The organism is Mycobacterium sp., assembly GCF_050701515.1.
Classification (GTDB): Bacteria; Actinomycetota; Actinomycetes; order Mycobacteriales; family Mycobacteriaceae; genus Mycobacterium.
Map to the genome: position 1 here is coordinate 1 of NZ_JBOGDB010000027.1, position 15075 is coordinate 15075.

Below are 15075 nucleotides of genomic sequence, written 5' to 3' on the forward strand. Positions count from 1 at the left end.
CGCCGAGCCCGATCGCGTCGACAACGCCGCGGGGGGCTTCAGCTATGTGGTGCCGGCCGGATGGCGGGTGTCCGACGCCACCCAGCTGTCGTACGGCCAAGCGCTGTTGACCAGAATTCCGCCGCAAGGAACGCCCGAACCGCCCACCGACACCAGCATCCTGCTGGGCAGGCTGGACATGAAGCTGTTCGCCGGCGCTGAGCCCGACAACGCCAAGGCCGCAAGCCGGCTGGCCTCCGATATGGGCGAGTTCTTCATGCCGTTCCCGGGAACCCGGGTCAACCAGGAGAACGGGTCCCTCGATGCCGGAGATATGCCCGGCGCCGCGTCGTCCTATGAGGTCAAGTTCACCGACCCGAACAAGCCCAGCGGTCAGATCTGGGCCGGCGTGGTCGGCACGGCGACGCCCACCGTCGCGCCCGGCACGCCAATAACTCCACGTGGCGAGCGGAACGAACGTTGGTTCGTGGTGTGGCTGGGCTCGGCCAACAACCCGGTGGACAAGGCCGCGGCCACTGCGCTCGCGCAGTCCATCCGGCAGTGGACACCGCCGGCCGCACCGCCGCCGCCGGACCCGAATGCGCCGCCACCTCCGCCGGATCCGAATGCCCCGCCGCCGGACCCGAATGCGCCGCCGGCGCGGCCGCCGGTGGGAGTCGGCGTTCCGGTTGACCCGGCTACGGCGCCGGGGATGATGCCGCCGCCTTGATGGCAAGGCGAAGCGGCCGACCCACATTCGGGTCGACCGGTTCGTTTGCCCGACGTTGTGATCTTGATCGTGTCCGATTTTGCTGTCGAATCGTTACGCACGACCGGTATACCGAAGAGTGGCTCAGCGGCCGCGCTGGGCGGCGACAGGCAGGAGATCGCAGAGATGGATGCCATTGCAACGACCGAGTTTCTCGCTCGGTCAACCACACTGACCAGCGTTGGCTGGATCGGTTACATCATCATCGGGGCAATCGCCGGCTGGATCGCCGGGAAGATCGTGAAGGGCAGCGGCTCAGGCATTCTGATGAACATCGTGATCGGCATCATCGGCGCGCTGATCGGTGGCTTCCTCCTCAGCTTCTGGTTCGACACGGCCGAGGGCGGATGGTGGTTCACGTTGTTCACCGCAGTCCTCGGATCGGTGATCTTGCTGTGGATCGTCGGGTTGGTGCAGCGCAGAAGTAGAGTGCGTTAACTCGTTGGAATGCGGCCGGATTCGACGGCCGTATTCCTCGCGCGTCACCATGGGGTCATGACGACCGGCAGGACGATGAGCGCGTGGCGGGTCCACCGCCCGGGCCCGATGAACACGAATCCGCTGGAACGCGTCACCGTCCCCGTGCCGTCACCCGGACCGGGTGAGCTCCTTGTCGCCGTGCATGCGTGCGGGGTGTGCCGCACCGATCTCCATATCGCCGAGGGCGACCTGCCGGTTCATCGGCGTGCCGTCATACCGGGCCATGAAGTCGTCGGTGAAGTCGTTTCGCTAGCGCCGGATTCCGACGGCGATTTCGCAGTCGGTGATCGCGTCGGCATCGCGTGGCTGCGGTATACCTGCGGACGTTGCAAGTTCTGTGTCCGCGGGCAGGAAAACCTCTGCCCGCGATCCCGCTACACCGGCTGGGACGCCGACGGGGGATACGCCGAATTCGCAACGGTTCCTTCGGCTTTCGCCCACCGGTTGCCGTCGGGCTACTCCGACACCGAACTTGCGCCGTTGCTGTGCGCGGGCATCATCGGCTATCGCTCACTGTTGCGTGCCGACCTGCCGGCTGGTGGGCGGCTGGGCATCTACGGCTTCGGCGGCAGCGCACACATCACCGCCCAGGTCGCGCTGGCGCAGGGCGCCGAGGTGCATGTGATGACCCGGGGCGCCGCGGCACGCGAGCTGGCGCTGGCTCTCGGCGCGACATCGGCGCAGGGCCCCGACGACCGCCCGCCGGTGGAGCTGGACGCCGCCATTCTGTTCGCGCCGGTGGGCGATTTGGTGCTGCCCGCCTTGGAAGCGCTCGACCCGGGGGGCACGCTGGCCGTCGCCGGCATTCATCTCAGTGACATCCCGGCGCTGCACTATCAACGTCATCTGTTCTTCGAGCGACAGTTGCGTTCGGTGACCTCAAACACCCGTGCCGATGCCCGCGACTTCCTGACCTTCGCGGGCCGCCACCGCATCGGCGTCACCACACCGGAGTATCCACTCAGCCGCGCCGATGACGCGTTGACCGATCTCGGCGCTGGACACATCGCAGGCGCAGCCGTGTTGTTGGTGTAGCGAAGCCCGTCCTAGAGCGCTGCGAGCGCGGCGCCCAGCCGGCCCTCGAGGTCGCCGCGCCCGTAGCGGTACATCGGACCGGCCCCGTCGGACATGAGCTGCCTCAGTCGCGCCATCCCGCGCGCGCTCACCGGACGCGGCGAGTGCAGCCGCAGGGTGACCGCGTCGATCACGTCATCGGCCGCCACGATGTTCGGCACGTTCAGCGGCACGCGCGACGACAGCGGCGCATCGCCGTCGCGGGCGTCACGGACGCTGGCGCGCAACGACCGGGCGATGGCTTCGCGTTCCCCGGTCGACGTCAATCGAGCGGCATGCACGGCAAGGGCACTGCCCGCGGGCGCGGGCACGCCGACGGCGAGCATCCGGTCGAACTTGCCGGCCCGCAGCCGGGCCAGCACCCGCGCGCCGATCGGTGCGCGCGGTGAGTCGTCGCGCCGAACCGAAGCCTGGATCTGAGCCGTTGAAAGAAATCCCAACGAAATCCTGTTCCCACTCATGGTGCCTGTCCTTTTTCCACTGGAAGCCCATTCAAAACTCGTGACTGTCTAAAACACTACACCAGTCATGCATGACTAGTCAAATTGATTTACCGGTCACTCCGGGTTACCCTGATCGCATGTCATCGGCGCACACCCAATGGACGGGCGACACCGAGTCCAAGCCGGCACCCGCGCCGTTATTCCGGGTTCAGTCGCTGGTCAACACCGTGGAGCTGCCAGACGGACCGGACCGCCTTGCCGATCCGGCCAATGCTCGGCCGTGGTTGGTGGACAGTGGCTGGCTGGCGCCCACCGCCGAGCTTCGCCCCGCAGACCACGAGCTCGTCCGCCGGGTCCGCGAGGCGCTGCGCGCACTGCTCGTGCACAACGCCGGCGGCCCGGCACCGACCGCCCGCGCATTGGAGCCGCTGCGTGAGATAGCGGCCGACGGGATCGCCCGCGTCGATGTCGGCGCGGGCTGCGAGGTGAAACTCTCGGCAGGAGGGGATTCGGTGGCGGCCGCGCTGATCGATTTGTTGCTGATCATCAGGGACGCCCAGCGCGACGGCAGCTGGGCGCGGCTGAAGGCGTGTGGGAACGACGAGTGTCAGTGGGCGTTCTACGATCGGTCCCGCAACCACGGCGGCACCTGGTGCGAAATGTCGACATGCGGCAACAGACTCAAGAACCGCGAGTTTCGCGCACGCAAGCGCGGCGCCCAGTCACATTGACAGGTGCCACACCAGCGCCGCGGCCAGCGCACCCAGTCCGTTCAACGACCAGTGCAGCGCTATCGGGGCCAGCAGGCTGCCGCTGCGGCGGCGTAGCCAGGTGAAGACGAAGCCGGCCAGCGCGGTAGCCGCCACCGCCAGCACCACACCGGCGATTGTGCCGAGCAAGCCGCCGCCGAAGATCCGTGTGAAACCGACGTTGCTGCTGGTCAACCCGAGCGAGGTGGCGATGTGCCATAGGCCGAACAGCAGTGAGCCGGCCGCCGCGACGCCGCGGAAGCCCCACGCCCGGTTCAGCGCGCCGTGCAGCACACCGCGAAAGGCCAGCTCCTCGGGGATCACGGTCTGCAGCGGGATGATGATCATCGACGCGATGAGCGCGCCGGACACGGTGGCGTAGTTGTTGTTCATGAACATCGGCCGGGTCCATGGCAGCAGCGCGCCGATCGCGATGACCGACATCACGACGGCCACCGCGGCCAGCGCATAGCCGGCGCCCGATTTCCAGTGCTCGCGGCTCAGGCCGAGCTCGACCCACCCCAGGCCGCGCGACCGCACCAGGACGATCAGGCCGACGGCCGCCGCAGGCACGGTGGCGATGCTCGCCCACGGCGTCGTGAAATGCGCGATGAGATTGGTGAGCGCCAGCACCACCACAACCACCGCGATGTCGATGTACGTGCGGAAATGATGCAACGCGGAGAGCTGCCCGACCAGCGGGTGGGGGTGCGGGGCCACCGCTGCATTCTCGGACATTGCGCCGAGTCTACCTGGGCCGACGCCTCACTCTGTTTCGCTGACCGGCCGGAACTTGGAGTCCCACGTCCAGTTGGCGACGCCGGGGTCGTCCTCGCCGTGCTCGCGGGTGTAGCGGCGAGCCGCCAACCGCGCGTCAGCCATCCGCTGGCGCAGGGTCGCGGCGCGGGTGGACAATCCTTCGACCCGGTCGACGACGTCCATGACCAAGTGGAACCGGTCGAGGTCGTTGAGCATCACCATGTCGAACGGCGTCGTGGTGGTACCGCGTTCTTTGAATCCCCGCACATGCAGGTGAGCATGGTTGGTGCGTCGATACGTCAAGCGGTGAATGAGCCACGGGTACCCGTGGTAGGCGAAGATGACCGGCCTGTCGGTGGTGAACAGTGCGTCGAACTCGCGGTCCGATTGGCCGTGCGGATGCTCGGAATCCGGCTGCAGCCGCATGATGTCGACGACGTTGATCACCCGCACCGCCAGTTCGGGCAGCTCGCGGCGCAGGATATCGGCGGCGGCGAGTGTCTCGAGCGTCGGGACGTCGCCGGCGCAGGCCAGCACCACATCGGGCTCACCGCCAGCGTTGCTGGCCCACTCCCAAATGCCAAGGCCCCGAGTGCAATGTGCGATCGCCTGGTCCATGTCCAGGTAGGTGAGCGCGGGCTGCTTGCCGGCGACGATGACGTTCACGTAGTGGCGGCTGCGCAGGCAGTGGTCGGCCACCGAGAGCAGCGTATTGGCGTCCGGCGGCAGGTAGACCCGGACTACCTCGGGCCGCTTGTTGGCGACGTGATCGATGAAACCGGGATCCTGGTGCGAGGCGCCGTTGTGATCCTGTCGCCAAACATGTGATGTCAGTAAGTAGTTCAACGATGCAATCGGCCGCCGCCAGGACAGCTGCGCGCTGCTGGACAGCCATTTGGCATGCTGGTTGAGCATTGAGTCGACGATGTGTACGAACGCCTCATAGCAATTGAACAGCCCGTGCCGCCCGGTGAGCAGGTAACCCTCCAGCCAGCCCTGGCACAAGTGCTCCGAAAGCACCTCCATCACGCGGCCGTCGGGGGAGAGGTTCTCGTCGCCGGGTTCGGTGCCGGCAAGCCAGACCTTGTCGGTGGCCCCGAACACCGCGCTGAGCCGGTTCGACGCCGTCTCATCGGGTCCCATCACGCGGAAGCGGTCGGGGTTGCGGCTGATGACGTCGCGCAGGAAGGTGCCGAGCACCTTGGTGGCCTCGGCGGTGTCGGTGGCCGGCTTGTCGACGGTGACGGCGTAGTCGGGGAAAGCGGGCAGGTCGAGGTCGTGGAGCAGCAGGCCGCCGTTGGCGTGTGGGTTGGCGCTCATTCGGCGCTGCCCGCTGGGCGCCAGCGCGCGCAACTCCGGCCGCAGCGCGCCGTCGTCGTCGAACAACTCCTCGGGCCGGTAGCTGCGCAGCCACTCTTCGAGTTGGGTGAGGTGCTTCTTGTTGGTCCGGGTCTCGGCCAGTGGCACCTGATGCGACCGCCAGGTGCCTTCCACCTGCTTGCCGTCCACCTCTCGGGGTCCGGTCCACCCTTTCGGGGTGCGCAGCACGATCATCGGCCACAGCGGACGCTGCGTGACACCGTCCACGCGCGCGGCCTGCTGGATGGCGGCGATCTGGTCGAACGCCTCGTCGAAGGCGACGGCGAGCTGCTGGTGGACATTGCTCGGGTCGTCGCCGGCCACGGTGATCGGCCGGTAGCCGTAGCCGTGCAGCAGTTGTTCGAGTTGCTCCGGTGGGATGCGGGCCAGCACGGTCGGGTTGGCGATCTTGTAGCCGTTGAGGTGCAGAATCGGCAGCACCGCGCCGTCGGTGACCGGGTTGAGGAACTTGTTGGAGTGCCAGCTCGCCGCCAGCGGTCCGGTCTCGGCCTCGCCGTCGCCGATCACACACGCCACCACCAGGTCCGGGTTGTCGAACGCCGCGCCGTAGGCGTGCACCAGTGCGTAACCGAGCTCGCCGCCTTCGTGGATCGATCCCGGCGTCTCGGACGCCACGTGGCTGGGGATGCCGCCGGGAAAGGAGAACTGGCGGAACAACTTTCGCAGCCCGTCGGCATCCTCTTCGATGCCCGAGTAGACCTCGGTGTAGGTGCCTTCGAGGTAGGCGTTGGCCACCAGGCCCGGGCCGCCGTGCCCGGGTCCGGTGATATAGACGACGTTGGCGTCGCGATTGCGGATGATGCGGTTGAGGTGGGCGTAGATCAGGTTGAGCCCCGGCGTGGTGCCCCAATGGCCGAGCAGCCGCGGCTTGATGTGCTCCGGTGCCAGCTTGTCGTGCAGGAGCGGATTGTCCAATAGGTAGATCTGGCCCACCGACAGGTAATTGGCGGCCCGCCAGTAGGCGTTGATCGTCCGGAGTTCGTCGTCGGACAGGCGAGGAGCGGTCGGGAATTGTATGGCTGTGCTCATGTAGGGACGTAGTACCCGATTCCCGGTTACCTATGCACTATTACCCTGACGGTCGTGCTGCTGGCGGACCTGCGGGTGCTCGACCTGTCTGACGGCGAGGCCGACGCGGTGACCCGGCTGTTCGCCGACCTCGGTGCGAACGTGCTGAAGGTCGAACCGCCCGGCGGCAGCCCGGCCCGCAGCGAGCTGCCCAGCGTGGCCGGGGTCAGCGTTCCGTTCACACTGCACAACGCCAACAAGCGCAGCACCGTCCTCGATCCCGCCGACGCCGCGGATCGCGAACGGTTCTTCGAATTGGCGGCCGGCGCCGACATCGTTGTGGACAGCGGTAGCCCCGGCCGCGCCGCCGCGTTCGGCACGTCGTGCGCACAGCTGTCGCAGCGGTTCGCTCACCTCGTTGCCATGTCGGTCACCGACTTCGGCGCCGACGGCCCCCGCGCGACCTGGCAGGCCACCGATCCGGTGTTCTATGCCCTGTCGACCGCATTATCGCGGTCGGGGCCGACCGCTGGACGACCGGTGGTGCCGCCCAATGGCATCGCGTCGGCAACCGCCGCGGTGCAGGCAGCATGGGCGGCGCTCGTCGCGTATTACCACCGGTTGCGTTATGGCACAGGCGATTACATCGACTTTTCTCGTTTCGAGGCTGTCGTGCAGTCGCTCGATCCACCGTTCGGATCCGAGGGCCAGGCCGCCGTTGGTCAGAAACGGACCAACGAGCTCTGGCGCGGCCGGCCGCGAAACCAGCACATCTACCCGATTTTCGCCTGCCGCGACGGTTACGTCAGAATCTGCCTGCTGTCGTCACGCCAATGGCGAGGCATGCGGTCATGGCTGGGCGAGCCCGAGCAGTTGCAGGATCCGAAGTACGACACGATCGCCGCACGGTATGCCGCATCGCGCGAGATCAACGCCGTCATCGCGAAGTTCTTCGCGTCGCAGACGATGGATGGACTGGTAGCGGCCGGGCAGGCGCGCGGGGTGCCGATCTCGGCGGTGCTCAGTCCCGCCGAGACGTTGAACTCCGATCACTTCCGCTCGGTCGGCGCACTCACCGACGCGACGATCGCGCCGGGCACCGGCGTCACGGTGCCGGTCGGCGCCTTCGTGGTCGACGGACAGCACGCCGGGTTCGTTCGGCCCCCGCCGCCGGCGGGTGACGACGAAGCCGCGTGGGCCACAGCGCGACCCGAGCCGACGACGGCACCGCCCGACACCGCCACCACGAACCGGCCGTTCGACGGTCTGCGCATTCTGGATCTCGGCGTGATCGTGGCGGGCGGCGAACTAGGTCGGCTGTTCTGCGATCTGGGCGCCGAGGTCGTCAAGATCGAGAGCGCGACCCATCCGGACGGACTGCGGCAGACGCCACCCGGCCAGGTGATGAGTAGATCGTGGGCGCTGACGCACCGGAACTCCTATGGGCTCGGGCTGGACCTGCGCAGCCCGGGAGGCGCGGACACCTTCTCCCGCCTGGTCGCGGGTGCCGACGCGGTGTTCGCCAACTTCAAACCCGGAACACTGGCCTCCCTGGGCTTTTCGTATCAGCAGTTGCAGGAGCTCAACCCGCGCATCGTGCTGGCCGAAAGCAGCGCATACGGCGCCAGCGGCCCGTGGAGTGCCCGGATGGGCTACGGGCCACTGGTCCGCGCCAGCACCGGCATCACCCGGTTGTGGACGTCCGACGGTGCCCCGGATTTCTATGACGCCACCACGATCTTCCCCGATCATGTCGTCGCGCGGATCACCGCGATCGCGGCACTGGCGTCGCTGATTCACCGCGACCACACCGGAATCGGCGCGCACGTGCACATCGCGCAGGCCGAAGCGGCTGTCAACCAACTCGCCACCGCTTATGTGACCGATGCCGCCCGTAGCGCAAAGTTGCCTGTCATCGACGATCCCGGCGTGCACGGCGTGTACGCCTCCGCGGGGGACGACGAGTGGTGCGTCATCTCGCTGAGGTCCGACGACGATCGCGCTGCACTGGCCGGTGTCATGGGCCGCTCCGATCTGCCCCGCGACCGCGCCGATCTGATCGACGCTGTGTCGGCGTGGACATCCATTATGGACAAGGCCGACGTCGCCGACACGCTGCAACGAGCGGGTGTACCGGCGGCCCCGATGAACCGTGCCGTCGACGTGCTGACCGATCCACAGCTGCTACACCGAAAGTTGTTCACCGACATGGTGCATCCGCTGTTCGACGCGCCGATGCCCACCGAGACCGGGCCCGCACCATTTACCAACATTCCGCGCGCCGAGTTGCGGCCCGCGCCGATGCCGGGCGAACACACCCGCGAGGTCTGCCAGAAGCTGCTGGCTCTTGACACCGAGGAGATCGACCGGCTGATCGCCGACGGCGTGTTGTTCACCTCGGCCGAGCCACCCGATCCACCGAGGAGTCGATCGTGACAGACCCGAGGACGCCGGTGCTGGTCGGCTACGGACAAGTCAACCAGCACGACGAGAACCCGGACGCGGAGCCGGTCGAGCTGATGGTGGCGGCGGCGCGCGCCGCCACCGACCCGCGGGTGTTGGAGGCCATCGATTCCATTCGTGTGGTCAACGTGTTCTCCTGGCGTTACCGCGATCCGGGTCGCTTGCTCGCCCAACGCCTCGGCGCTAAGGATGCGGCCAGTCGCTACACGGGGGTGGGCGGCAATGTCCCGCAGACCCTGGTGAGCGAGGCGTGCCTGGACATCCAGTCCGGGCGGGCCGACCTGGTCATGATCGCCGGCGCCGAAGCGTGGCGCACCCGAATGCGCTTGCGCGCCCGCGGTATCCGGCCGGACTGGACCAAGCAGGACGAGTCGGTGCCGTTCGCCGAGGGCGCGAACGAGGGTGTGCCGATGGCCGGGCCCGCCGAGGACCGCATCAAACTGGACCGGCCGGCGCATGTCTATCCGATGTTCGAGCAGGCGGTGCGGATAGCGGCGGGGGAGTCGTCGGAGACGCATATCCGCCGCATCGGCGAGCTGTGGTCACAGTTCAGCGACGTCGCAGCGACCAACCCGTACGCGTGGAGTCGAACTCCGCGGTCTGCGGAGGAGATCTGGCGGCCGAGTCCCGACAACCGGATGATCAGCTGGCCCTACACCAAGCTGATGAACTCGAACAACATGGTCGACCAGGGCGCGGTCATCGTCCTGGCGTCCGCGGAGAAGGCAACCCACCTGCAGATCCCCACCGAGCGTTGGGTTTTCCCGTACGCGGGAACCGACGCGCATGACACCTACGCGATCGGCGAACGGGCAGAGTTCTATCGGTCGCCCGCGATCAGGATCGCCGGTCAGCGGGCGCTGGAACTGGCCGGAACCGGCATCGACGCGGTCGACCTGATCGACATCTACTCGTGCTTCCCGTCGGCGGTCCAGGTGGCCGCCGCTGAGCTGGGGCTACCGATCGGAAAGGCCGACCGCCCGCTGACGGTGACCGGCGGGCTGACGTTCGCCGGCGGCCCGTGGAACAACTACGTCACGCACGCGATCGCCACCATGGCCGAACAACTGGTGGCCAATCCCGGCCAGCGCGGATTGATCACCGCGAACGGCGGCTTCCTGACGAAGCACAGCTTCGGTGTATACGGCTCCGAACCGCCCAGGAACGAATTCCGTTGGGAAGACGTCCAATCCGTCGTCGACGCTGAGCCGACGAGAACCGCCGAGGTGGAGTGGTCCGGTGTCGGCACCGTCGAAGCCTGGACGACGCCGTTTGACCGCAGCGGATCTTCGGAGAAGGCCTTCCTCGCGGTCCGCACCCCGGACGGCGCCCGGACGCTGGCGCTGATCGACGACGCGGCCGAAGCCGACACCACCGTGCGGGAGGACATCGCGGGGGCGAAGGTGCAGGTGCATCCCGACGGCACCGCCAACCTGATGTGAGGTAACGCTGCACTCCGATCGCGTTACCGTTACCCGGTGAAACCGCGGACGGTCGCGTTGCTACTGGCGTTGTGGTGCCTGCTGGCGATCGTGCCCGCGCTCGTCATCGCCTTTTTCTTCGACATCAATCCGGCGGACCCGTCGGGTCATGTGCTGCTGGTCTGGATCGTCGGCTACCTGCTGCAGTTCGCCGTGTTCGCCGTGCTGGCCGTGCGGACGGCGGGCACGGACTTCGTCGGCTGGACGATCGCCTCCCTGGTGCCGTGGTCGGCGAACTGGCTGGCCCCGATGTCCCCGTGGTGGCTGCTGGCCTGCGCCGCGATCCTGCTCGGCTATTCCTGGTGGTTCTACCGTTCGGTGACGCGCAGCAACTAAGCGAGCAGGCCGCTCAACGCCTGCTGCGGATCGGCGAGCCTCTCCGGATCGACCGGCGATCGTGACCGAATCAGTGACTTGACGTCGTCGAGCACATCCCAGACGTTGACGTTCATCCCGGCCAGCACCCGGTTGTCGGCGTCGAGCCAGAACGCCACGAATTCGCGGCCGTCGACGTCGCCGCGGAATACCACCCGGTGGTATTCGGGGGCGTGGCCGACGTACTCCATGCCGAGGTCGTACTGGTCGGTGAAGAAATAAGGCAACTCGTCGTATTCGGCGTGCTTGCCGAGCATGCCGGCCGCCGCGGTCGCGGGCTGCTTGAGCGCATTGGCCCAGTGCTCGGTGCGGATCCGCGTCCCGAACAGCGGATGCTCGGCCGAGGCGATGTCGCCGACCGCGAAGATGTCGGGGTCACTGGTGCGCAGCGCCGAGTCGACGAGTACCCCGCCGTCTTCGCCCATCGCCAGGTCCGCCCGCTGCGCCATCTCGGTGTTCGGTGCCGCGCCGACGGCGACCAGGACGGCGTCGGCGTCGACGGTGGACCCGTCGCCGAGCCGCAGGCCGGTCGCGGCGCCATCGTCGGTGGTGATCTCCTCGACCGTCGCGCCCAGCCGCAGGTCGACCCCGTGGTCGCGGTGCAGTTTGGCGAACACCTCGGCGTTCTCACGGCCGAGCGCGCCGAGCAGCGGCAGTTCGGCCGCCTCGACCACGGTGACGTTCACGCCGCGGTCGCGGGCGCCTGCGGCCACCTCGAGGCCGATCCAGCCGCCACCGACGATCGCCAGCGACGATCCGTCCGTCAAGATGGCGTTGAGGGCGTCGGAGTCGTCGACGGTTCTCAGGTAATGAACGCGGTCGGCATCGGCGCCCGGGATCGGGGGCCTGCGCGGTGCCGAACCGGTGGCCAGCAACAGCCTGTCGTAATGCAGGGTGCTCTCGTCGGGCAGCGTGACGGTATGGCCGTGGGGGTCGATCGACGTCACCTCCGTGCCGAGCCGCAGGTCGACGTGATGGTCGCGGTACCAGGCGGCCGGTTGCACGGTGAACGCGTCGAGCGTCTTCTTGCCGGCCAAGTATTCCTTCGACAGCGGAGGACGCTCGTATGGCAGCCGCTCTTCCATGGCGAAAACCACGACATCACCGTCGAAGTCTTTGTCGCGCAACGCTTCAGCGGCCTTTGCCCCGGCCAGTCCACCGCCGACAATGAGGAAAGTTCCCGATTTCGACGACATGACCCGACGCTACGCTGTCTAGGGCGCGTCGACGGGCACTTCGGTATAGGACGGCGCGAAGCCGTCCGCGCTGAAGGTGAAGCCCTTGCCGCTTTGCTCACTAAGGCACGCCACCCCTAATTCTTCTTGAACGTTGCAGCGGAACCGGGCCGCAATCAAGGTCCTGTTGAACTCGAGAACCTTCGCGGGGCCGGGAGTCAGCGAGAACCCAGGTTGGTCCAGGGCCGCGAAATGGACGTCGCCCTCCGGCTCGATGACGATCGCGTTCGGCGTTGTCGCCTCGCCCGCGGCATTGGGGACGGTGTCCGGTTCGCCGGCAATGCCCAAACCCCCACCCGCGGACTGGCATCCGGCCATGACACGCGGCAGAATCGCGCACTCCCACTGGCCGCTGGGCGTGGTGAAGTAGTAGCCGGCCTTACCGTTCGGGTGCGACACATAGTCGAAGGCATCAACCAGATGCGCGATGTTGGTGGGCGGGAGCTGCGGCGTGGTGACGGTATTCGTCGCTGTGTCGGGCGGCGGCTCTCCGGTGTCCACTACACGAACGTTCGAGCAGCCCGCGACGGCCAACAGCGCCGCCGAGATCAGAATTACAAGTCGCATTTCGTCAATAGCGTGCCGGAACCCGATTTCGGCGGATCAGGCGGGGGTCAGGTCACCAGCTCCCTGAGCCTGCACGCATTGCGGACGGCATGCCCGCCGAGGTCGTTGTTGAAGTACACGTCGACCCGCTTGCCCTCGCCGTGCCACGCCAGGACGCGATCGGCCCACCAGCGCAGGTCATCCTCGGAATAGGAGCCGGTATACAGCGAAGCCGGCTCGGGCCCGTGCATACGGATGTAGACCAGGTTGCTCGTCGCCCGCGGCACACGGGCCAGTTCGGCGCCACTCATTACCACGTAGGCGGCGCGGTGCCCTTCCAGCAGAGCGAACACCGCCGGGTCATTCCAGGACGGATGCCGCAGCTCGACCGCGACCGGAATTCGTCGCGGCATGAGCCTGAGGAAGGAGTCCAGCCGGGCGTCGTCGCGTTCCAGCTCGGGATGCAGCTGGACCAGCAGCGCTTCAGCTCGATCCCCGAGTGCCTTCCAGCACCGCTCGAAGCGCTCCACCCACTGCTCGGGCGACTTCAGCCGGCGGAAGTGGGTCAACCCGCGATGCGCCTTGACCGCCATGGTGAACCCTTTGGGCAAGCGTTTCCGCCAGCCCTCGAAGGTGCTGTCGCGGGGCCATCGGTAGAAGCTGGCGTTGAGTTCGACGGTTTCGAACTCCTCGACATAGAGCGCGAGTCGTTTCGATGCGGGCGTGCCCTGCGCGTAGAGCACGTCGGTCCAGTGGTCGTAGGACCAGCCCGACGTGCCGATCCGGATCATCCCGATTCGCCGAGGACTTCGGCGCGCAGCTTCTTGTCAAGCGAGACGCGGATGAGCGCCGCCGCGAGTTTCGCACCGTCGCGCGATGCCAGATTGCCCAGCTCATCAAGATCAGTGGGTAGATTCAGGTTGCGCGCTGCGCCCACGGCCCGCTGGTCGAAGTAGGGCCGCACCCACGTCCATACGTCCTGCACCTCCCGCAAAAAGATGTCTGCGCCGGTATCTCCGATTCCCTTGAATTGCTTCAGGAGTCGCTTCACGGCATTCGCGTCACGCTTGCCTTGGTCCGCCAGGCCCCTAAGATCACCACCGTATTCGTCGCGGACGGTGGTGGCGATATCTGTCAGCCGAGTGGCCGAGCTTTCGTCGTAGCGCACATAGTGCGCGCGCCCGAACGCCTTGATCATGGTGTCCCGGTCAGCATCCAGCACCGATTGCGGGGTCTTCAGGCCGGCCGCAAACAGCTCCCTTGCAGCCTGCACGGCGATCGCTGCGTCGATCGGCTTGCTGAACAACATGGCCAGCACCAGCAGTTGAAACAGCGGCATCGGCTTGTCACGCAGCTGGATGCCGGCATCCTCGGCGTAAGTGGTTCCGGCAATCTTCAGCAGGCGCCGAACCAGCTCCTGGTGCGCTGAACGTGCCATTCGAGTGGCTTACCCGTAGCAGCTGCGCAGAAACGTCGGATCACTTTGGCGGCAGGGTCTTGGCGAAGTCGACGCCGCGGCTCACCCAGGACTGCAGTTGCCGTTTGGTCTTGACACCGTCGGTCGAAACCCGTAACCACCCGCGCATTTCGCGGCCTGCCATCACCATCGGCTCGACGTGCTCGCGCGTCACCAGCTTGTCGGTCTCATCGCGTGGAACACGCACCATCAGCCCGCCGTGGCCGCTGGCTACCACGGACATGTTGCCGTTGATCAGGAATGCCAGGCCACCGAACATCCGCTTCTCGTTGACCCCGCGCTCGGGGCTGATCAGTTCGCGGATCCGGTCAGCCAGATCGGTGTCGTAGGCCATTGGTAGTCAGGGGCGCGGTGTCCGCGTAGCGGATCCGTTTCCCCATCCCCCTTTCAATCCGTGCGTGCGGTTTTCCCGCACACGGCTTACCGATGATCTTCTGGACATGGTTACGCAGCCTGCGGGTAGCGGATGGAGCCGGACAGTTTGTGCAGGCCATGCCCGCGAAACCACTCCGGCGTCCATTGATCGGCTTGCCCGGCACGTAAGTTGCGGCCACGCTTCTTCACCATCAGGCGATGGAGGCGCCACACCACGTACCGGTCGATCTGGATGAACTTGGTGGCGGCGTTGCCGGTGCGAAAGTAGTTGCCCCAGCCGCGCAGGATCGGATTCACATCCGCGATCACATCACGGATGTCGAGCCCGACCCGGTTGCGCCCGGTACGGTCGCGGACCTTGGCCCGCACCCGGGCCATGGCCGCTTGGCTGGGCCAGCGGTGCAGGTAGTAGCGCACAATGCGCTTCTGCTCCCACAACCGCCCCGACATGCGCGCCCGGAAGTGACAACCCAGAAAATCCA

Annotated in this window: 16 protein-coding genes; 7 read left to right on the plus strand and 9 right to left on the minus strand. The window is 66.9% G+C overall.

Annotation, left to right across the window (positions count from 1 at the left end):
- The 3 genes from ACRDU5_RS02140 to ACRDU5_RS02150 all read left to right on the plus strand — a co-directional run.
- Positions 1-709, plus strand: a 709-nt coding sequence (locus ACRDU5_RS02140; protein ID WP_526612566.1) for an APA family fibronectin-binding glycoprotein, incomplete at its 5' end; no start/stop codon positions are given.
- Between the two features lie 165 nt (positions 710-874).
- Positions 875-1186, plus strand: a complete 312-nt coding sequence (locus tag ACRDU5_RS02145; RefSeq protein ID WP_526612579.1) for a GlsB/YeaQ/YmgE family stress response membrane protein — start codon at positions 875-877, stop codon at positions 1184-1186.
- A 57-nt stretch (positions 1187-1243) separates the two neighbouring features.
- The gene (locus tag ACRDU5_RS02150; RefSeq protein ID WP_526612567.1) at positions 1244-2263 is read left to right on the plus strand and encodes a zinc-binding alcohol dehydrogenase family protein; all 1020 of its coding nucleotides are present in this window, start codon (positions 1244-1246) and stop codon (positions 2261-2263) included.
- Positions 2264-2274: 11 nt separating this feature from the next.
- On the opposite strand, the gene ACRDU5_RS02155 is transcribed toward ACRDU5_RS02150, so the two are convergent.
- Positions 2275-2763 (minus strand): hypothetical protein, encoded by a 489-nt coding sequence (locus tag ACRDU5_RS02155; RefSeq protein ID WP_526612568.1) that lies wholly within the window; start codon positions 2761-2763, stop codon positions 2275-2277.
- 119 nt (positions 2764-2882) lie between these two features.
- Between ACRDU5_RS02155 and ACRDU5_RS02160 the strand changes: the two genes are divergently transcribed.
- On the plus strand, positions 2883-3476 hold the full coding sequence (locus ACRDU5_RS02160) for a CGNR zinc finger domain-containing protein (RefSeq protein ID WP_526612569.1): 594 nt from the start codon (positions 2883-2885) through the stop codon (positions 3474-3476).
- Here ACRDU5_RS02160 and ACRDU5_RS02165 read toward each other — a convergent pair.
- Positions 3468-4232 (minus strand): CPBP family intramembrane glutamic endopeptidase, encoded by a 765-nt coding sequence (locus ACRDU5_RS02165; protein ID WP_526612570.1) that lies wholly within the window; start codon positions 4230-4232, stop codon positions 3468-3470. The two genes, ACRDU5_RS02160 and ACRDU5_RS02165, sit on opposite strands and share 9 nt — an antisense overlap.
- Positions 4233-4259: 27 nt before the next feature.
- The gene (locus ACRDU5_RS02170) at positions 4260-6662 is read right to left on the minus strand and encodes a phosphoketolase family protein (protein WP_526612571.1); all 2403 of its coding nucleotides are present in this window, start codon (positions 6660-6662) and stop codon (positions 4260-4262) included.
- A gap of 39 nt (positions 6663-6701) precedes the next feature.
- On the opposite strand from ACRDU5_RS02170, the gene ACRDU5_RS02175 reads away from it, so the two are divergent.
- From ACRDU5_RS02175 to ACRDU5_RS02185, 3 genes are read left to right on the plus strand one after another with little or no spacing between them, the layout of a single operon-like run.
- A complete protein-coding gene (locus ACRDU5_RS02175) occupies positions 6702-9077 on the plus strand; it encodes a CaiB/BaiF CoA-transferase family protein (protein ID WP_526612580.1) in 2376 nt (791 codons plus the stop codon).
- Positions 9071-10546: an acetyl-CoA acetyltransferase gene (locus ACRDU5_RS02180; RefSeq protein ID WP_526612581.1), complete on the plus strand. Its 1476-nt coding sequence runs from the start codon at positions 9071-9073 to the stop codon at positions 10544-10546. Before ACRDU5_RS02175 ends, ACRDU5_RS02180 begins: the two co-directional genes overlap by 7 nt.
- 36 nt (positions 10547-10582) lie before the next feature.
- The gene (locus ACRDU5_RS02185) at positions 10583-10921 is read left to right on the plus strand and encodes a hypothetical protein (RefSeq protein WP_526612572.1); all 339 of its coding nucleotides are present in this window, start codon (positions 10583-10585) and stop codon (positions 10919-10921) included.
- Here ACRDU5_RS02185 and ACRDU5_RS02190 read toward each other — a convergent pair.
- The 6 genes from ACRDU5_RS02190 to ACRDU5_RS02215 form a co-directional block, all read right to left on the minus strand.
- A complete protein-coding gene (locus ACRDU5_RS02190; protein WP_526612573.1) occupies positions 10918-12156 on the minus strand; it encodes an NAD(P)/FAD-dependent oxidoreductase in 1239 nt (412 codons plus the stop codon). The genes ACRDU5_RS02185 and ACRDU5_RS02190 overlap by 4 nt on opposite strands.
- A gap of 18 nt (positions 12157-12174) precedes the next feature.
- Positions 12175-12762 (minus strand): hypothetical protein, encoded by a 588-nt coding sequence (locus ACRDU5_RS02195; protein ID WP_526612574.1) that lies wholly within the window; start codon positions 12760-12762, stop codon positions 12175-12177.
- A 47-nt stretch (positions 12763-12809) separates the two neighbouring features.
- Positions 12810-13532 carry a DUF72 domain-containing protein gene (locus ACRDU5_RS02200; protein ID WP_526612575.1) on the minus strand — a complete coding sequence of 241 codons (723 nt, stop codon included), beginning with the start codon at positions 13530-13532 and terminating at the stop codon, positions 12810-12812.
- Positions 13529-14179 carry an HhH-GDP family DNA glycosylase gene (locus ACRDU5_RS02205; protein WP_526612576.1) on the minus strand — a complete coding sequence of 217 codons (651 nt, stop codon included), beginning with the start codon at positions 14177-14179 and terminating at the stop codon, positions 13529-13531. The genes ACRDU5_RS02200 and ACRDU5_RS02205 overlap by 4 nt, the downstream gene beginning before the upstream one ends.
- 40 nt (positions 14180-14219) lie before the next feature.
- Positions 14220-14552: a TfoX/Sxy family protein gene (locus ACRDU5_RS02210; protein ID WP_526612577.1), complete on the minus strand. Its 333-nt coding sequence runs from the start codon at positions 14550-14552 to the stop codon at positions 14220-14222.
- A 110-nt stretch (positions 14553-14662) separates the two neighbouring features.
- A partial coding sequence (locus ACRDU5_RS02215) for a group II intron maturase-specific domain-containing protein (RefSeq protein ID WP_526612578.1) occupies positions 14663-15075 on the minus strand: 413 nt, incomplete at its 5' end.